The sequence below is a fragment of the Erwinia sp. 009765445 genome (assembly GCF_058137865.1).
In genome coordinates this window covers 72,405-91,152 of sequence record NZ_JBYUWC010000004.1, presented here as the reverse complement: position 1 = coordinate 91,152, position 18,748 = coordinate 72,405, and the positions used below count along the sequence as shown (strand labels likewise).

The window sequence follows — 18,748 nt, the reverse complement described above, 5'->3', positions numbered from 1 at the left end:
GTTAAGCATCCCCTGCTGGTGATGCACTTTGCTCCTGCACTGGCAGCGCCTCCGGCGGGAAAGCCATCAACGGAGCCGAAAACGGCCCCGCCCCGTACTTCCCGCTGTCAACGTGGTCTCCGCGGTCATAACAGTCATAACCCAGGACACCGTTGACCGGCTCCTGATACCAGTGGCGGATCTCGCAGTCAAACACGGCCGAGAGTTCCCCCATCAGCTCGCTGGAAGGCGGATACGACGGTGAATCAAACTCCAGGCGCAAACTGTTTATACGATCACGATGCCAGAGAACGTTATGGCCACACGGCCACTCCATCCCGTGGATGCGGCTGTACAAACTGCCCGTACTAGACATACCTGCCAGCAGGCGGCCGTTGCCGTTGATTTCCGCCGCAAGCCGGGAAGGAATAATCATCAGCATGTCGCAGTGACAGGCACGCTCAGGTCTTCTCCCCAGTTTCTCCCAACATTCACCACCGTTGATATGGGGTGACCAGGTGGCCACACCAAACCAGTCAACGTACTGCCGGGTCATCAGCTGCGCCATTATCTGACGAGCGCCTATCGGGAGAGCTTCCCACCGGACAGCACCGAGCCCTGACTGCGTCCAGATACGGTCAATTTGTCTGACGGTATCCGGATTAAGTACCGCATCTTTCTGCAGTAATTCCAGCCAGTGCTGGAAAGCCAGGTTGGAGGCGACAGCCGGACCGGTTCCGTGGGAGACCAACTCCGGATAAGGGAGATACTCCACAGTTTTCACCGGTTTAAGCACCCCGCCTGAGCCTGCCAGAAACAGCTGAATGCTCTGTTGTACGGCGTGGCGGTATAGCGGCACCTCATCGCCGGTAACCCACTGCAGCATGACGTCGATAAACACGGAACGGCCGGTAATTTCCAGGCGGTTTTTGCACCATTCAAACATCGTTACTTCTCCTCTTCAGACTATAAAAGAGGGAGCCTCCCCATCGGGGGAGGTCTCCCCCGATGGGTGGTTTACAGGTTAAGTCGGGTCAGCCCCGGAGCACAGGTGGCTGATAATCCCGAGTGTGGCACCGGCCTCAAGGCCGGCAATCAGCTCATCGGCCGCGCTCAGATAAGGCGAGCGTGGCAGGTAAGCAGAGTCGTCAAGATGCGTCAGATGATATTTATCCACCAGGTCATTAATGGCTTCAAAGGGCTTCACGCCCGCTTTTTGCAACGCTGCCACACAGGCGTCGTCGCATAAATCGGTATCATTCAACGTCAGGCCATAGTGCCTGGCCAGCAGCGCCGATGCGGTGGCCTGCCAGAATTGTGGTGTCTGCATCATTGTCTCCTTCAGGCCACTTTTGAGGCCGTTGATACTGCCTGAGTGTCAGCCGTCAGAGTTAAGAGAAACTCTGACGCTTCCCGCGCCTGCCTGCATGCCCGGAAAAGCGCTCTTTTGTCTTCTTTGAGGGCCTTGAGCCAGCCACTGACGTAGCTTTCATGCTGCACCTCACCGTAAACGCCAAGTTCTGCGCAGAGAAAGGCGCTGCCCATCTCGGCAATGAGCTCCTCAAACGCATATACCGGATCTCCGAATTTTCGGGTTGATGAAGTTATTCCCTCCCGGTTTAGCCGTTTTTGATGCCCACTCGCATGCACCAGTTCGTGAAGTAACGTGGACCAGTAATCAGCCTCAGTAAAAAACTGCCCGGAGGTGGGCATCACTATCTGATCCACCACCGGCCGGTAATAGGCACGGTTTTGCTCCAGAAAGTTGACGGCCACGCCGCTCGCGTTGAAAATTTCCATCACCCGGTTCATCACCGGTACAGAAACCGTCTCCACTTCTTCTTCAGTCATCAATGTGTCCAGTTCATCGGAAAGCGCTGCCGGCAGACCGTCGCACTGCTGGATGTTAAACAGCTGCAGAGGTCTGAGCATCGTCCGGGACTCCATGACGGGGTTACCATCCTCGTCAGTAAGTTTGGTGCCCTGCTTATCTTCCGCCTGGACCTCAAACGGTTTGAAAATTACAGCAAGACTGCAGGTCTCTCCCGGGCGGACGTGTCCGCCGGCGAGCTGCGCCTGCCGGAAGGTGAGCCAGCGGTCAGAGCTAAACCCACGCTCCTCCGCCGCCATCCAAAGCAGTGGAATATTTATCCCGCTGTAGGCTTTGCCTGTTGTGGCATTCGCTGGCAGGCAGCTGCCGGTTCTCTTTTGTGCAGCACGCCAGGGTTTACGCCAGGGCGCGGTGCCTTTCTCAAGAGCCGCAATGATTTTGTCAGTGACCTGCTGATACAGGTCCGCACGTTCAGTTTTGGATGCCCTGCGGGCTGAGGTATGTTTTTTCATGGGATAAACCTTAAAAAAAGGGCGTATCCCGGCCAGTGGCGGGATACGCCACTGGGGGTGGATGAAAATTAATGCGTGAGATAAGGGGTGATAATGTCCCCTATCGGTGTCACCGAACTTATTCGGTCTTTGAGCCGGGAGAACGCGCGAACAAATTGTTCGTGGTCAGCCGGTTTTGCCCGCTTGCAATCAGTCCGGATAACGTCATCGAGCACATAAAGTGCCGCCAGACGCCACGCTGCTTTCTCCCGCCGACCTACGCAGGCATGAAAGTGTTTATGCGACTGATCAAACATCCGTTCGATACCGTTTCGGAACTCTGCGACCGGTATAAAAACTTTCTCCGGAAGCCGGGTTTCACTCCGTACGGTTGAAATCAGGGGCGTCACCAAGAAGTCATGATGTTCGTTGAGGATCGCCTCCCTCGTGGTGTGACTGATAAAGAAGGTGAAGGAATAGTCGATGCCTGGAAGCAGTTCGCAGATCTTTTCCTCCCATCCATCGTCTCGTCGGGGATCGAAACCCTCGGCATAAGCCATGTTCATATACCCGGGTTGTTTTTCATCCTCAGCCCGGATGTAAAAGCCGTAGCCGTTTTCTAACGTGATCGGTTTATTCAGGCCGGACGGGAGAGTTAATACCTTACGCAGAGAAGCGGAAGTAAAACGGAACATGATAAAGACTCCTGTGATTCACAGGAGAGACTTCCCGGGAGGAAGTCTCTCCGGGAAGTAAGGTCAAATAAGGTATTACGCGACGTTTTTAGCACCATCGCTAAAACGATAACGGTACAAAGCCAGATCGCGGGCCATTATTCGGGCCGCTTTCATGGCCTGACGTGCAGATCGCCATTGGCCGCAGGTACCAAAACCCTGTACCTTCCAGTCGCGGGAACTGCACCCCGTACGGCACGCTATCGTGGCGATAAACTGCCCCTGGCCGTTTCGAATCACCTCGGGACGGAAACTCAGATGCCCCGTACGATTAGTAAACCAGTCATTGTCGTTCTGCCCAAGCACAGCAGAACAATGAGCCAGGACATCGGACGCCTTCTGTAAAAATGAAATGATAATTTTCATGGTGTTTCTCCTGCAGTTGAGCGGAAAAATCTTCACCACCAGCGGGGGGAAGTTTCCCCGCGTGGGTGGTCAGTTAGATAGTCCCGTCAGGACATGAGTGAAACGCAATTAATAATCGTAAACAGCCTCGACGCCTTTACGGAAACCATAACTCCAGGCGTATGCATCTATAGCGTGACCAAGAAGCACGAGCTCGGTCACATACTTTTGAAAAAGATAATCTGGTATCAGGCCGGACTCGCAGGCCTGGCCGAGATGTTTAGCGATCCAAATTATTTCCCAGGTTCGTGATGGGAAGCCGTCAGCATCGACGTCATCCGCAATACCACAACGTTCCAACGCACGTATCGACAGTAATGCCGTTTCAATGTCTGAAACCAGCACGATAAAATCGACAGTTGAACGTGTACACGCATGGATACGCCCGACAGTGATGTCGTATGAAGACATGGTAAAATCCTCGAGGTAAAGGGGTACCATGCCCGCAGGGAGCAAAGTCCCGGCAGAGTAAAAAATGTGAAAAGCTAGATGGCAAAACGCCGTGAGGTAGAGCGAAAAGAGTAAAACGTGTGAAGTGAGCCTTAACCCGAAGGTCTCTGTTTGCAAAGGTTAACAGATTTAACACCGCCCGAAAGCGCCATCTCTCAGGTCATGATGGCATTGGCATGTGATTACCCGAAGGCGTTCCTCTCAAATCACCGGAACATTGGCAGTTGTCAGAGACAACGTAAGCAAATTAATCGTACACAATCCGTGCATCTCCGGCAATACCGTCTTTATATAGAATTTCCACAAGTTAGGGCGCTGTATTACCCCTTACTTGACCTTGCCCCGAAATCCCATGGGCAGACCAGCGATTATCATCAAGTTGGCGGCGACGGTTCTCCTACAGCCGAATCAGATAATGCTAGTGCGGAACAATGGTTAAAATAAAGCGGGAATTCCAAAGTATTTTTTGAAGCACTATCCAATTTAGACATATCGATTATTTTTAGATGTATTAGTGATCATGGTAAAGATAGACTAAAAAATATTATCCTTTTAAAACAACCCATTATCAGAGGTACTGCGTTGAAATTTAATGCCAATTAAATGATATTTTATGCGTCAACACTCATTTTATGTTTCAACCTTGGAATAAAGTATATTCTATAAAAATAAAATATCATCTCGAAGGATAACCAAATGAATAAATGGCTAATCATTACCATGATTATCATAGCTTCATTTAATGCTATATCTGGGGAAGCGAGGTTTGGGGAACGTGGCCATTTCTGGTGCGGGGAACGCTTTCTTCCTCCGATGACCAACCATTTTGGTGCAAACGAAGAAAATATCGCAGTTAAAGGCTATATCTATGTTTTAGCGGCAGCTTTAGCATTACAACAAAACAATGATGAAGGAAAAGCACATTGGTTCACTACCCCAAAAAGAATGGAAGTAATTAATCCACCGGTTACCTTGCCTTCAGGATTTAAGGCAATCACATTTTTAATAAAACCACTAGATCCCTCTCATGAGGATGAAATCGTTGTTGCTTTTACAGGCTCAGACCAAGGGATAGACTGGACTAGAACAAATATAATGAGGAGCAGGAGTCAGTTTAAAGATGCAGAAAATTACATTCTGAGCTTAGCTCGCAGCATGAAAATAAAAGACAAAAAGATAATAGTGACAGGAATATCTTTAGGAGGTGGTCTAGCAGTTTATGTTACAAAAAATGACAATACAAGTAAGTATATAAAACAAGCGTGGGCAATAAATCCCTCACCGGTGACATTTTCAAATAATGATATCGATAATAGAATATGGTTAGTCTATGCTGAAGGAGAAGTTCTGTCTTTTGTAAGGAAAGCATTGTGGTTAACGTATCTTAGAGGGATTGGTAACATAGGTGCCCCTTATCACCATACAGGTAAAGATTTTACATTGGTCAAGTCAAATAGTGTTTATGCCCATTTTAGATGGGTAATTACTAGGGAGGTCCTCTTTGTAGCTGATTATGCGATGACTAAAAGAGGAACTAAGCTTTTTGAAACAGAGCCATATAATATCCTTAAAAGGAGTAGCTTTCAGTCATGCAAAAATCCAGAAGTTTTAAAAACGACAGAATGAAACTCGCTTATCCGCATCGATTCAGTTGTCATTTTACTCATCGCTCTCTACCTTATTATAAACACGAGTGACGTAATGTCCCCGACCATCTCCATGGCCTAAATCCATGGACACTAATGCCTCGGCTTCTTTCTGGCTGAATCCCTTGTCTAAATGGTATTTCATGGCATCTCTTGAATAAGCATATCGCAAACTGTGGGGAGCATATTTACCAACAAGACCGGCCTCTCTGACAATATTGCGGTATCGTTCAATGGCAAGGTGGATCCCCGCTTTATCTATCAGTTTCCCGTTGTTATTTTTCATAAAGCGTATTGCATTATTTACGACGCTAAGCAAAGTCTGGCGATCAATTATCGTCGTATCGCGAGGTCGCCCCCCTTTCGTACCGAAGACGATCCTGACTTTTTCCTGGTCACTCTGAAGAACCTTTTGCCAGGTCATTAATGACTTAACAGATTGCATCGTTTCTTCCGTACGTAAACCAAGATGTCGAGATAATTCCATGGCGATCGCAGCACCCGCATCGACTTCACGGATTTTATCAAGAGTCTCTTTATAAACATCATCAGGAATAGCGACTTTGGTACCCTCTCGGCTGGTTCCTGAAATACCTAACGCAACATTGCTTAATTTCTCATGCACTGGATTAGCCATAAACGTTTTACCCGCAGCACGAAGTATCGCCCGGATTGCCGCCATTTCATTTTGCAACGTACGTTTGGATATGTCTTCAGAAAGACGGCTTTTTATGTAAAGCGCAATATGATGCGTTTTCAAATTCCCGGCATCGCGAATCTGAATGTTCATTTTTAATAAACGGTCCGCCAAGCGATCGGCAATTTTCATTCTGTCGGAAACGGTCTTAAAACTGCCTCCAGCCTGACGAGCAAGCGTGACCAGGCTTTTATTTAATTTCGCCATAAGCACTCCAAATTGACACAAGGTGAGTTAGGCATTCCGTCCCAGTGAACGGAATGCCTAACTCACCGGTTCCCCGGATACTTCAGTCAAAAACATCTCACCCCGACGGCACGGTTAATTTTGCGCTTCCTGCGTCTCAACAGACATCTGTGCATCGGGGCGGCGAAATGTTGAGTTCTTGCGAGGCTCCCCAGGTCTCAGACCTGTTCGCGGCTTACGCCGGGCTGATTTACATCAGTCTACCTCCACACACCAGCTTCCTGGTGTCGCCATCGATGTCGTGTTGATTTACCTCCTCTAATTTAAAAGTTGTCTTCATACGAGTTTCCGCTGTTAAGACAGTTGGTGAGTGATTAATGACCTGAATGACAGTTAAACGATCTGTTATGCGTTTTAAAACCGTCACTACGTGTTGGTCAGATGGTAGAAATGTTGTGGAAGTGGCAGTACGTCAGTGCTGCCGGTTGTGCGCTGCGCGCGTCACTTGGTACTCGTTTCACTCGAACGCAAGTGACGCCGCGCTCCTCTGCTCTCAATGCGTACGTGGAAGATGCCAAATGTTCCAATTGGCATACCCACGGTCCGCAAATCTCGCAACCGGTAGCTGACGTCAAAGCATCAAATCGAAGTGAAACTGCAGTGAAAACTGCAAAACGTAATTGCGTAAAAATCAGCAAATTGAAGTAGAAGAGACCTTACCGCGATCCAATCGCGATCCCCATTCTCAAAGGTTGACGGGGGTACCGCCCGAAGGCGCCACCTCTCAGATTATGGTGGCATTGGCAGTGCGATCACCCGAAGGCGCCCCTCTCAGATCACTGGGACATTGGCATGTTGCTTAAAGCAACGGTAATACAGTAAGCATGTTAATCATTCTTGTATGATCAAGGCAAGAACCAGTGTTATTTTTCTTTCAGGGCTTCCACTCTTGGAGTCATTCAGTCGACTACGGGCGCTATAAACTCCCCCATCCCGGATGTTTTCAAACCAATGAAATAATGTTATTAAGAGCAACAGCACGGTTAATAACTAATTCATCTATAATTTGGTCTATATATTGGCGGTCATCTTTAACATATTTTATTTTCTTAGCTGCCTCGATAATTTCATCTTGTTCTGAATATAAATTCAAACTTGTAAAAACTCTCATCATTAAATTATTTCATCGCCAATTAAAGTATTTTTCATTCAAAAAAATATTTATTATTAGACAGATTATAATGCTTTATGATAAGATACTGTTTATTTATACATGTATCTAGCGATATGTTGTGAGGATTTAAAAATGAGTGCAAATAAAATAAAGAAAAATGTTACGGTCATTTTTTTTAAAATAGATACTAAAGATGAGTATTTTGATGATTTTGCTCTTAACTATGCTACCGTATCAGAATTAGATGAGAACGTTAGAGTAATCTCTCATAGGGACAGAAAACATTTGATTAAAGTTGATCATTATTGTCTTCATGATGGGTTAAAAACCTTTAATACCACTATTGTAAAAGAGCGCAATACGTGGCAAATCAAAGCAACTAGAGATGGTGTATTAAGTGGAATTAGCCTGAACCAAGGTATCATTGGTGACCCCTACTTTATTACTGTAATACCGTCAATGAAGATCATATTTGGTTTCACCTCTGGGCCCAGTGGGACTATAAAAAATATCTGCCGCTTTATATTGGAACAATTTAATACCGATCGCAGGAATAAGATAAAAATTGATCTTATTCCTAGAAAAAAAGAGTTTACAACATTAAACAACATTCCTGAATTTGACAGTCTTCATTTCAAAATGAATTCTTCTTATCTTGTTGATTTAGCTGATGATGCACCAACATTTTTCAAAGAGCTAGCTTCGACACCACTTATTGGGCCTGGAATGCAATTATCTTTTGATTTGGCATTCAATAATGATAATTATAATCAACTTACAAAAGAGCATGTTGTTGAAATAGTTAACTTCTTATCCGATCACGGTGGTTGTTCAGGTTTAAAAGTTAAGGGTAAAGATAATCAAGGAAACTCAATTAACATGGATTTTTCCAATTCATTTCTCACCTTTAAAACTGAAATCAATACACGCAACAAATTTATTGATAAAGACGTATCGTTGGATGTATTGAGATCAGCTCTTCAGGAATTATTAAAATTCAAGAACGATTAACTAAATGTTCAATTTCCTTTTTTATAACAACGTGTATTCGAGAAATGCTTTCAGAGTCTAATAATCTAATTAAATCAGTAAGATTTTTTATTGGCACTCCAGAAGGCACCTTCTCATCAATTTCCTTAGATGCTTCTCGTGACAATCCAAGGTTTAATAAATCCATCATCCTTTCGTCACTGGCACCAATTTCCAAAAAGTAATGTAATTTTACACTTTGAACATCACTTCTTTTCATTCTCGCCGCCAATACAAAAAGTGTATAATAACATTTTATTGCATTTGATAGCCTAAATCTAACATCGCTATTAATTACATTTATAACATTACGAACTGACTTATTAACTTTAATCTCATTTATACCTTCATCTTCATCATTGGCATCTTGCGAAGGAGAAGGAGAAGGAGAAGGAGAAGGAGAAGGAGAAGGAGATGTATTATCCCAATAAATCTGTTCCGATATCATTTCTTTTAAGCTATTTCCTTGAATCCACTTTTTAGATATAAAACAGATATATTTAGCTGTATAGTTTCCCGATGGGATAAAAACGCCATACTCAACAAGCTTACTCGAAATTTTTAATAATCTCTCATACAAATCTTCCGATTTAGGGTGTGGTAATGACCATTCATGTAAATCAAGCCCGCTCATTAGAAACTCATAGACTTTATTCTGCTGAATATATCCTATCGTAGGATTAGACTCTAAGATCAGGGATGATACTTTCAAATTTAAAAATGCCTGTTCAACATCATTCTTCAATCTGCGAATAATATCACTCTCAAGTTTTACCTCTGGAGCAGAAAGGGTATTATCAAGACCACCATTATCAAAAGCTTTAATTAACTTATTAGCTACTGAGTAAAATTTATATTGTTCATCCTCCCTAGGATACTGACCTGATAAAGCCATTAGTACATCATCCGTTTTGTCATTGATTAATTTAAAATAGGTTGGTATTTTTTCTTCTTTAACTTCATCACTTTCAATAAAATAATCATCAAAGGCCCATTTATCCTGCTCAATAAGAAAAACATTGCCAGAAAAATGTTGGAGCATTCGACCTGCCCTTCCAGTGATGTTATTTATTTTAACATCCTCAAGTCTTTCTGGGCTTTGGAATTTCTTTTTAAAGAATGGATTTTGTATAAACAAATTTTTTGCAGGCAGGTTTACCCCTTCTGCTAAAGTACTTGTGCAGCATATATATTTTACATGCCCTTCTTTAGCTAAATTTTCAACCATAATTCTAACTGACGTTGGTAATGGGCTGTAATGAAATGCTACACCTTTCACTAGATTCGAAGCCAAAGTAAACTCTTCATGAATAAAATTCTTAATATATTCAGACGCTTCGACTAGGGCTGCGTTATCAGAAACAACCTCTATTCTGTTTGAAATATCTTGAGCAATTGTTTCACAATAGTTAGTTTGGTTTCTATAAATAATATTGCTATGATTTTTCCCTAATCTATAAACTATATCAGCAAGTTTTTTTTCTTTAAAGTTTTTAGGAATTACTACCTTATCCGCGGAATACAATCTATCAATTTCAAGATTTCTTCCTTTCGGCCTCACATTCATTACCAATTTTGAAACCGGAGAATGGGTAGTTATCTCCTTTTTAAATGGAATATCATTAAATACACTTGTGAAACTATTCTGATATTGTGGTGATGGCATTCCAATAATGATCTGAGGAGTACCATTATCCAAGACTTTTTCAAGTGTTAGATGAAGTAGAACCCCTCTACTTTCATCAGAAATATTATGAGCTTCGTCTATAAAAAGGTAGTTGAAGCTAATATCGCCTCTCAGCAGAACCTCATGTAACCGTTCTTGCGTCATAACAAAGAATGTTTTGTCTGAAAAATTACCATCTCTTGGTATAGTACAAATTTCAATTTCCTTTTCTCTTTCCCTTTCCTTAGCAAGATTATAAATCTTAGATGATACTTCTGTAATCAATGCTCGGGTAGGAACTACAATTACAGCAAATGCGCCATCAATGCTATCGAGAACACTATCAACTAAATAATTTAGTATAATATGTGTTTTCCCCGCCGAGGTTGGTGCGACGGTAATAACATCATCACCTCTCTGTAGATCATCCCAAAGCCTTTTCTGAAAATCAGTCAATATAATATTTAGAGTGTCTACATTATTTAATGAACGACGAAAATTAAATGTAGCTTCTGAAAGGAAATTATGTTTAAAATGTATTTCCGGAAACCGTTCTTCAAGCAATTCTATATTTGGAAAGTCTCCTGTGCTAGTAAAAACATGTGCAGCAATAGGAATTATCTCAGGATAATCTATTCCACAAGAATCGATTAACATTGATAGAAGGTTAGCACCTTCTTTTAAATGTTTTTCATCTTCAGATTTATAAAGAATCTGAGAGGCTGTAGTTATATTTTTTGCGAGCTCTTTACAAATAGTCTCTTTTTCACCAATAAGCATCTTGATATAGCTTGCAAATAGCTCTGATGTACCGATTTTGAATTGTTCATTATCTATTATTCGATTAGACAACTTGGTGTAGAATTCGCTCATTTTTGTATCCCAAGATGGGTTATAAAATCCTTGACTAAAGCCTCTGTATCGGTAAAGGGAAGTATCATTAATGTTGATGATTCAATGTTCACACTTCTCTTCTCAAGTTTTTTATAATAATCGTCGATATGATTGAACGCTATATTTATATAACATTGAAGAAAGTCCTCACCTTTTAGGCAGCTCTCAATTAAATTTCTATCTGCGAAACCAATAAAACACGGCGAATGAATATGATCATCAATATTTTTATTTTCAAATGGATTTAGTATAGCAAGAAGCTCTTCTTCTGCATCATCATCTAATTGAGGGAGGTCTATGTAACTATCGATTAAGTTGAACTCATCAAGATATTTACTTTTGGCTTTTTCTATTGAACTTGCAGCTTTGGTAGCAGCATTACTAAAGGTCGTATAGAGCTTTGACTCACCTAAATATATACGAATTTTATCATTGACGTACTGGATATGTACGCCATCAGCGCCAAAGACTGGCATTTGCGGACTGGTTTTTAAGGAAATTTTGCTAAGTAACTTAGGTGCTTCTAGGTAAACATCAACTAAAGTAAAAAGGATTAATTCACCAAGTTCACCATGTGCCGTTTGTTGACTTAGTTTACTTAACGATTTTTTGAAAAGAATGTCCGCAGCTTGGGTACCATTTCGCTTAAGTTTTTTCTCAATATCTTGACAAGTGAGAGCAAAGTGATGGAGCAACTCATTTGCTATCATGTCGAAGAATGCCGTATGGTTTATTACTCCATTGATTGAAGGCAGGTAAACTAACAATGTTTCAACTCGTCTTCCATCTGAAAGAAAAATAGAAACATTAACTTTTTTTAGCATATCCTTTATAACGTGCGTATTTTTCAACTGAGGAGCAAGCTTCATTGTCATGTTATTATTTCTTTATTAAATTGAAAAAATAAGAAAACTAATGAGACAAAATAATACTTAATTAGACTAATAATAACCTCTAATGAGTCTCTTGGAAAGTAGAGCAAAACCCCTTATACTATTATGGGTTTTTAATCTTTTCCAATAACATTTCTTGGCTTTATCGTTTGACGTTATATCAAAATAAAGATATTTATCCTGCACTATTAATTTCACAGATCTATTTACTACCCCCTATCTTGTAAAAATAAAATAAGATACCCGCATAATAAAATTAATTTAATCAATGACATAAAGACTAACAATTGTAAAATTCATGACGGTAACTTTTACTGAACAACGAAATAATTTCATTGATTATGAATCAAACTAAATTGGCCCCCTAAAATTCACAATCACGCCTTACTTAGCAACTAGAATTTTCAATAAACTCTCCATAACACTGCATCATCTCCCTCCGTCCTTCCAGATACAACGCATGGTTGTACGTCTCGCGAATCGCATTCTTATCGACATGCACAAGCAGGGTCTCAATCCATGTCATATTGAACCCTTCCTCATGTGGCTTTTGAAGACATTACTAACTGAATCGCTGAATCGCTACGGGTAATCTAAAAATGCCTCAACAGATGACGACAAGACATCCGCTTGAGTCTATTTGCTTGCCATGATATTTTTGGATGAGTGATTTATAACCAAAGAGTGATAAAGATTATGTCGCAAGGTTTTGATCCGAAAGATCTTGAGGAAATTTGCTCCAGGAAACCAACAAAATTCAAAATGAAGAAAGCAGATTACAAAGAACTTGGTCGTAATACGCTTTTGGGGTCTGTTGATCTTGTCTTCGGAGCCTTAGGCGCTGCGGTTCTTACTGTAGGAGCACTGAATAATAGCAATAAAGCCATCTCAAAATCCGAAAGCGATGATCTTGGTTATGGTTACAAAGACGGTAACCAAGGGTACGGTTATTATTTTGGTGATATTAAAGATGACGACTAGTAACTGAGAATCCATTCCAAGTTACTAGTCTTTGTTATTTTATGCCTTTAGTTGCAGCCGATGTTGCAGCATCTTTTGCCAATTTACCTCCCTTTTCACCTGCTTCCTGCGGCATTTTACCTCCTTGTGACAAAGACTTCGCTACATCACCTACATTTACTCCTATCCAACCTAGCATCCCAACCCAGAACATGGGGAAGACCACATACATCATTCCCAACACCAGGTTCATGATCCAACCATCAGCGGTTGAGCTGGTAAATTCCGCAAAAGGCACACTGCTGTTCGAAATGCCCTGCGCGGACATGCTGTCATACAAAATGGTAATCATCCTGTCATCGAGCCAGCCCGCCAGTTCCCACCAGAAAGTGATAAACATAAGCGCAAACAGCGCAAACGATATGGTCACCACCGTCTTTGGTTCATAGGCGCTGAACATCATCAGCACGGGAATGACGATGATAATCATCATCTCAAGCAGAGCCTGTATCATTGGCAATGCCTGCTTCAGCGCATCAAACCCCGGCAACGCTTCGGCCTGCTTAATTCCCACACCAATTGTCGACACGAGACGGGTCACGTTAAATGCCAGACCTGAGCCCACATCACTGCTGCCAGTAGCATAAGTCTCACCGCTGCCTGAAAGCCCAACGTTGCGCGGACTCACCAGCCAGCGCAGCGCCATCTCCTCCCACTGATCCTTGCTAAATTTCCGCTGTAGCTCATCCTTGGTAGACTCATCCATATTGGCCAGCACCCGGGCCTTCAGGCCATTAGAGCCGTCAGACCACCACTGTTTACAGGTAGGATAACCGCCTTTTCCCAGATCCGGATAGCCGCTGTCCCGGGCGTTGTCATACGGCCACTGGCTGCGCGGACTGGTCGATGTGTAATAATCATAGTAACCACTGGTATTGAGAAAGTAGCTGCTGCCTATCCACCCTACTGAATTGATTGTTGCGTCACTCAGTTGGCTGTTGCTGTTTTTAAGCTTGAAGTAAGAACGGGAATAGCACTGATCTGCAAAGTCCTGCACTTCCTGCAGCACTATAGGGTCGCGAATTTTGGTGTTTTGCACGTCAAAGCGCATCTGGCGGAGCTGGTCTCCGCAGGGGATCGAGGCAATCATCGCCTGGGTGATGCCCTTGGAGATCATATGCAACAGATACCACCAGACCGGGACTTCTGCCGTCTTGCCGTCAAAGTCGTTAACAAGCCCCTTGTAACCCGAGTTCTGCGGCGTAGGCACGCTTACGCCGCACTGTTTCGCCCGTGAAGTGTCGAATTTAATGGTGCTGATATCGACCGGCAACAGTGGAATGCAGCAGAACAGCATCACGCAAAATGATACGTAGAGCGCGTGCTCAACCCGCGGCAGTGCGAGAACGCCTTTATTTCCCTCATCGGCACCTTCTTCTCGCACTTTCAACCAGATGCCCAATACCTTGAAAACCAGAGGCAGCGCGAAAAGTCCCGTACTGATAAGGATGTTCCACAGGGCGTTATTCAGCATCCAGCCGAACAACACCAGGAAGTACTCCAGAAAACTGTTGGCCGTCATGACGCCTCCTTATGCCAGTACGGAACGCCAGGCGGCGAATTCGATAACGATAATAAAACCCGCCGCCATCCACTCAAGGCGATGAAGTGATTGACCTGGGGATTTCTTCACAACCTGCGGTCGCACAACGTAAAACCAGGCCCAGCAAAGCCCGGTATAAATTGCCAGCCGCCAGACAAACAGACCGTACCGGCTGGCACTCAGCCAGTCGCGCACCTTATGCCCATCCGGATCGGCTTCAAACAGCACTGAGGCAATGAAGAAAAGCCCCACAGTCAGCGAGAGGATAACCAGAAAAGTCAGCACGAAACGGCGCATACGGCCAAAACGACGCTGAGGGGAGACGGGTATCGTCATTATTGCGCTCCTGATTTCTGGCTCATGTTATTGAATCCCTGATCCTGACTTCCGCTGTGCTGCTGCAGGCGGCTGTCCTGATTGCGTACACCCTGACGTTCCAGGGTCGTGAGCAGACTGTTATTACTGATGGACTTTCTCAATGCCATTTCGTTACTCAGCGCGGCCAGCTCCCGGTCGAGTGCATCAACGCGACGGTCCCCCTCAGCCAGCGCTTCCGGCTGGTCGGCCGCATTGGGTTCAGACTGGCCGGTAGTCAGCATGCGTCGCATGGTCAACGCCTGTTCCACGGTGTCAGACATGGCCAGTTCGCCGGCGAGGCGCTGTACCAGCGCCGCGTTGTCCGGGTCGTCTTTCAGGGACTGAATAACCCCGCGCGTTACCACCAGACTACCCGTTTTAAGCTTGGCCAGATTATCCGCCGTCGGCGCATCTGAGCCGCCAACGAGTTTAGTCAGTTCATCCAGGTTCTCTTTGGTCGTATCCTCAAGTATTGGTGCAAACCCCGTGCCGGCAACCGTGCTGCCGGCTGCATTCTCGCCCCCACCGCTGTTGCATACACTGGCATCACGGCAGGTGCGGATAGAACGATCTCCCAGTACTTTTACGACCGCTGCTGCAGCGGCTTCTGAATTCGGATAACGCTGGCAAACCGAGCCGTTACAGCTTGAAGCGCCTACGTTGTTGTTGCTGGTCACAGGCAGGTTGTTCATCATGTTGTAACCGGCTTTAGCCAGGTCATGCGTCGGTTTAATGGCTGGCTGCCCTTTACCGCCGCGTTTCTGTCCCCCGATCCATGTCGCCCCGTCCTCACCCGTCGCCTTCTGCAGTTTCTGGTCGCTGCTGACGGCATCACCGTCGCTGGAGGCGACAATATCCTTGTACTCCTCGGTGACTGCCGCCTGCGTCCACTTGTTCCCCATCGTATAATCGGCCATTTTATTGGCCATGTTCTGGCAGTTGAGTTTGGCCTTGTCAAAACTCAGTCCGGCCTGCAGCACGCCGTTGGTCAGCATTTCATACAGCCCGGGATTGGCGCGCTGGATAATCATCGCCGGCATACTGGAGACCGCGCCGGTAGCCCCCTGCATCACGGTGCCCATCAGATCCTTAAAGCCGCTGGTCACACCGTTAAGCTGATTACCTACCGTCGTTTTCAGGTCAAAATTACCGCACATCAGGTCGCTGCTCATGCCGGCGTTCATGCCCAGACGCGTCATGCTGTTTCGGGAAGCGGGTGGCGATATGACCGAGCCGCCGCCAATGGAATAAAACAGGCCGTCACTGATGGCCCCGTTGGCAGAAGCGCCGCTGGGAGAGGTGGTGACCTCAGCGTATGCATTGGGTGTGCCGCTGGCTAACATCACCAGCAACGTCAACGGGAGAGCGAGAGGGACTTTTTTTAGCATTGTCATAGTGTGAGTCTCACGAAAAATCAGTGCTGGAAAGGAAGGTCTGACCGCGGCGTTTACAGCAGCTGTAAGGTTGCCAGAGTGCCCAGGCATAATTACCGTCCTGAGAAACCGTCGCGCCGGTGTCGGGGAAAACTGCACAGGTGGAAGAGAGCGTCGGAGAAAGACGTTGCCATTTATGGTTTTGGGTACCGGTATTCTCTTTCACCGGTGCAGGTGGCCAGTAGCCTGGGGATTGCTGGCCTACCAGCGGCTGGTAGACGTGCAGTTGGCCAGTGCGGGTGATGACATCGGCCACGCGCTGGGCGACGACGGCTGCGGACTTATACCCGTCCTCCTGGGTGACAAAACCGCTACGCGGATAGATATTTCCCCACATATTGACCCCGGCCTGACTGCCCAGCTCACGCTGTCCGGGGATAAGGGCTTCCGGGTACAGGCCTTCCGGCAGACCGCTTCGCCAAACCAGCGCATCGAGCGAACTGACAAAGTAAGGAACGAAAGGCTTGGCGGCGGACTTGCAGGAGTACCCTGCTATCTGTCCTCCGATAAGCGTGGTGGCCGGATGGCCATAGGCATCGGCATAGTGAAAATGCAGGTTCTGTTTACGCAGCCCGGGGGCCTTCATTTCTTGTTGTCCCCCGCCCGCGCTGACGCCGCTCAGAGAACCGATGACGCTACTTTCTCCGCTGCCGGCCGCACCGCTGACCGCTGACATTTCCGTCCAGGGATTATCGCCGGGGCCGGAATAGGCTGACACCACAGCTTCCGGGATGAAATGTTCAACCTTTACGGACGTTTTGACAGAGCAGCCAAAAGGCGTGCAAAGGAGCCAGTAGCAGATCCCCTTCACCTTCCAGCCGATACAGGAGACGCTGGCTGCACTGGAAATCAGGCTGGCTGTGTTGACGCTGGCTGCACACAACCCACTGCCGGTCAACAACGTGGCCAGCAGCAGTCGGCGAGAACGAGGTGAAGAAAATTTCATTGGTTTCCCCCCCGCCAGTCCGCCAAATGGTGCATGGCCACACTGACATCCGTGGTACCGTAAACCACCCATTTATCGTCAAACACGACCGCAGGATATTTGGTCACCCCCAGTGACCAGGCTTTCATCACCCCCTGATAGGCGCTGGTCAATTGCTGTTGTTGCGATGAGAACGCGGGTGAGTTGAGAACATCCCGGGCCTGTTTTTCAGCCAGGGCAGGATTTGCCGGGAGGGTGCCAAAGATATCCGTTTGAACATGCTCGGGCGCATCGAGATATACGACAGGGATATCGGGTGAAGGGGAACTAACGGGGTTCGAACTGTCAGTATAAATGACGGTGCCGGCGCAGGCACTGGCAGACAGGCACAGTGCCGACAAACAGCTGATGAGTTTTTTCATAGAGAATACTCCTTAAGCGGATAACCCGCCTAAGGTGCGTCGATACGCTGTTCACGTCAGTAAACAACTCAATATCTGTCTACGAAAATTTATCCGGCCTGCTGGTCAGCCTCCTGCCCTGCAAGCAACTTCAGGTATTTCAATTCCGCATGAAAATATCCCGTAAAACCCACTGCGGCGGCATTCCGCTCAATTACCCAGCGTGTTTCCCCCTGCCGCAGGTATGGCTTCCAGTCCGGGGAGATTGCGCTTTGCATTTTCGCCTCCCAGTCTGCATGAGATGGCGGAAAATAATAAAGGTAATCTGTAACATGAGCTAACGTGTATTAGCTCAGACTTAATCTGACAGTCTGGTTTGAGGCATTGCTGTAGTTCTTTTTTAATGTTCCCCGGTTTTGTATAAAAAGCGTTTTATAAATCGTTTCGTGTGACACATGCATTTCCTGATTATCCGGATAACAACGTTTCAGCCAACCAGCAATTTGTTCCGGCGACCAGTCCTGATGCATCTTCTCTGCAATGATTTTACACAATGTGGGGCTTTCAATTAGCTTGCAAAGTTTTGGTCTCAGAACACTTTCCCACGCAGCAGTATCCGCTTTTGCTGCACGGTATTATTTTGCCCCCATGCATCTTGATCTCGCGGCTAACTGTTGAGAGGACTCTTGATAATTTGTCAGTGATGTCCCTGATGCTACGTTTTGCTACCAGTCCTCTGGATATCTCCTCTCTTTCATCAAGCGAAAGAGCTAACCGGTGCCGCTTTCGGACAAGGGGGGCAGTATCCACCAGTCTGGCGGATACTGGGCATGATGGAAGAATGGTATCTGTCGAACATTCTGGCGATATCATGCAAGGAATCACCTTGTTTATATCTGTTCCAGATAATGGCTTTCTGTTCTGGCGTGTAGTGAATCCGCGTTCTTCGTTTCATGGCAACACCCCCTTGATTAAGGATGACGTTGCATCGACC

The 18,748-nt window shown here is 45.7% G+C and carries 18 protein-coding genes and 2 pseudogenes; 3 read left to right on the top strand and 17 right to left on the bottom strand.

The genetic code is table 11. The features are described 5' to 3' along the window. Position 1: 1 nt before the first annotated feature. The 6 genes from AC3Y5R_RS05245 to AC3Y5R_RS05220 all read right to left on the bottom strand — a co-directional run bounded on the left by AC3Y5R_RS05245 (position 2) and on the right by AC3Y5R_RS05220 (position 3,851). Positions 2 to 925, bottom strand: coding sequence for a DUF1281 domain-containing protein (locus AC3Y5R_RS05245; protein ID WP_489920441.1), 924 nt, complete (start codon positions 923 to 925; stop codon positions 2 to 4). Positions 926 to 1,003: 78 nt separating this feature from the next. Further along, on the bottom strand, positions 1,004 to 1,312 hold the full coding sequence (locus tag AC3Y5R_RS05240) for a TA system toxin CbtA family protein (protein WP_489920440.1): 309 nt from the start codon (positions 1,310 to 1,312) through the stop codon (positions 1,004 to 1,006). Between the two features lie 8 nt (positions 1,313 to 1,320). After that, positions 1,321 to 2,322 (bottom strand): ArdC family protein, encoded by a 1,002-nt coding sequence (locus AC3Y5R_RS05235; RefSeq protein ID WP_489920439.1) that lies wholly within the window; start codon positions 2,320 to 2,322, stop codon positions 1,321 to 1,323. Between the two features lie 68 nt (positions 2,323 to 2,390). Continuing rightward, positions 2,391 to 2,996, bottom strand: coding sequence for a hypothetical protein (locus tag AC3Y5R_RS05230; RefSeq protein ID WP_489920438.1), 606 nt, complete (start codon positions 2,994 to 2,996; stop codon positions 2,391 to 2,393). 75 nt (positions 2,997 to 3,071) lie between these two features. Then, positions 3,072 to 3,401 carry a hypothetical protein gene (locus AC3Y5R_RS05225; RefSeq protein WP_489920437.1) on the bottom strand — a complete coding sequence of 110 codons (330 nt, stop codon included), beginning with the start codon at positions 3,399 to 3,401 and terminating at the stop codon, positions 3,072 to 3,074. A 108-nt stretch (positions 3,402 to 3,509) separates the two neighbouring features. Continuing rightward, a complete protein-coding gene (locus tag AC3Y5R_RS05220) occupies positions 3,510 to 3,851 on the bottom strand; it encodes a hypothetical protein (RefSeq protein ID WP_061552843.1) in 342 nt (113 codons plus the stop codon). 735 nt (positions 3,852 to 4,586) lie between these two features. On the opposite strand from AC3Y5R_RS05220, the gene AC3Y5R_RS05215 reads away from it, so the two are divergent. Then, positions 4,587 to 5,516, top strand: a complete 930-nt coding sequence (locus AC3Y5R_RS05215) for a Tle-like phospholipase domain-containing protein (RefSeq protein WP_489920436.1) — start codon at positions 4,587 to 4,589, stop codon at positions 5,514 to 5,516. Between the two features lie 33 nt (positions 5,517 to 5,549). Here the strand turns inward: AC3Y5R_RS05215 and AC3Y5R_RS05210 are convergent, their stop codons facing one another. Both AC3Y5R_RS05210 and AC3Y5R_RS05205 read right to left on the bottom strand, forming a co-directional pair. Continuing rightward, entirely contained in the window at positions 5,550 to 6,440 is an 891-nt protein-coding gene (locus AC3Y5R_RS05210; protein ID WP_489920435.1) for an integrase domain-containing protein, read from the bottom strand. 982 nt (positions 6,441 to 7,422) lie between these two features. Continuing rightward, on the bottom strand, positions 7,423 to 7,593 hold the full coding sequence (locus AC3Y5R_RS05205) for a hypothetical protein (protein WP_489920434.1): 171 nt from the start codon (positions 7,591 to 7,593) through the stop codon (positions 7,423 to 7,425). 132 nt (positions 7,594 to 7,725) lie between these two features. On the opposite strand from AC3Y5R_RS05205, the gene AC3Y5R_RS05200 reads away from it, so the two are divergent. Further along, positions 7,726 to 8,604, top strand: a complete 879-nt coding sequence (locus tag AC3Y5R_RS05200) for a hypothetical protein (RefSeq protein ID WP_489920433.1) — start codon at positions 7,726 to 7,728, stop codon at positions 8,602 to 8,604. Here AC3Y5R_RS05200 and AC3Y5R_RS05195 read toward each other — a convergent pair. From AC3Y5R_RS05195 to AC3Y5R_RS05185, 3 genes and pseudogenes are all read right to left on the bottom strand, one after another. Further along, a complete protein-coding gene (locus tag AC3Y5R_RS05195) occupies positions 8,591 to 11,161 on the bottom strand; it encodes a DEAD/DEAH box helicase (RefSeq protein ID WP_489920432.1) in 2,571 nt (856 codons plus the stop codon). The genes AC3Y5R_RS05200 and AC3Y5R_RS05195 overlap by 14 nt on opposite strands. After that, complete coding sequence (locus AC3Y5R_RS05190) at positions 11,158 to 12,057, bottom strand: HamA C-terminal domain-containing protein (protein WP_489920431.1); 900 nt, start codon at positions 12,055 to 12,057, stop codon at positions 11,158 to 11,160. The genes AC3Y5R_RS05195 and AC3Y5R_RS05190 overlap by 4 nt, the downstream gene beginning before the upstream one ends. Before the next feature lie 406 nt (positions 12,058 to 12,463). Continuing rightward, positions 12,464 to 12,619 (bottom strand): annotated as a pseudogene (locus AC3Y5R_RS05185) (integrase); the annotation flags it as partial. A 152-nt stretch (positions 12,620 to 12,771) separates the two neighbouring features. Here AC3Y5R_RS05185 and AC3Y5R_RS05180 point away from each other — a divergent pair. After that, complete coding sequence (locus tag AC3Y5R_RS05180) at positions 12,772 to 13,056, top strand: hypothetical protein (protein ID WP_489920430.1); 285 nt, start codon at positions 12,772 to 12,774, stop codon at positions 13,054 to 13,056. Positions 13,057 to 13,090: 34 nt separating this feature from the next. On the opposite strand, the gene AC3Y5R_RS05175 is transcribed toward AC3Y5R_RS05180, so the two are convergent. The 6 genes and pseudogenes from AC3Y5R_RS05175 to AC3Y5R_RS05150 form a co-directional block, all read right to left on the bottom strand. Beyond that, positions 13,091 to 14,617 (bottom strand): conjugal transfer protein TraG N-terminal domain-containing protein, encoded by a 1,527-nt coding sequence (locus AC3Y5R_RS05175; RefSeq protein WP_489920429.1) that lies wholly within the window; start codon positions 14,615 to 14,617, stop codon positions 13,091 to 13,093. Between the two features lie 9 nt (positions 14,618 to 14,626). Continuing rightward, positions 14,627 to 14,974: a hypothetical protein gene (locus tag AC3Y5R_RS05170; protein WP_489920428.1), complete on the bottom strand. Its 348-nt coding sequence runs from the start codon at positions 14,972 to 14,974 to the stop codon at positions 14,627 to 14,629. Beyond that, on the bottom strand, positions 14,974 to 16,338 hold the full coding sequence (locus AC3Y5R_RS05165; RefSeq protein ID WP_489920578.1) for an integrating conjugative element protein: 1,365 nt from the start codon (positions 16,336 to 16,338) through the stop codon (positions 14,974 to 14,976). The genes AC3Y5R_RS05170 and AC3Y5R_RS05165 overlap by 1 nt, the downstream gene beginning before the upstream one ends. Positions 16,339 to 16,399: 61 nt before the next feature. Beyond that, positions 16,400 to 17,374 carry a TIGR03756 family integrating conjugative element protein gene (locus tag AC3Y5R_RS05160; RefSeq protein ID WP_489920427.1) on the bottom strand — a complete coding sequence of 325 codons (975 nt, stop codon included), beginning with the start codon at positions 17,372 to 17,374 and terminating at the stop codon, positions 16,400 to 16,402. After that, a complete protein-coding gene (locus AC3Y5R_RS05155) occupies positions 17,371 to 17,775 on the bottom strand; it encodes a TIGR03757 family integrating conjugative element protein (RefSeq protein WP_489920426.1) in 405 nt (134 codons plus the stop codon). Before AC3Y5R_RS05155 ends, AC3Y5R_RS05160 begins: the two co-directional genes overlap by 4 nt. Before the next feature lie 354 nt (positions 17,776 to 18,129). Further along, positions 18,130 to 18,709: pseudogene (locus tag AC3Y5R_RS05150) on the bottom strand (transposase); the annotation flags it as partial. Positions 18,710 to 18,748: the final 39 nt, after the last annotated feature.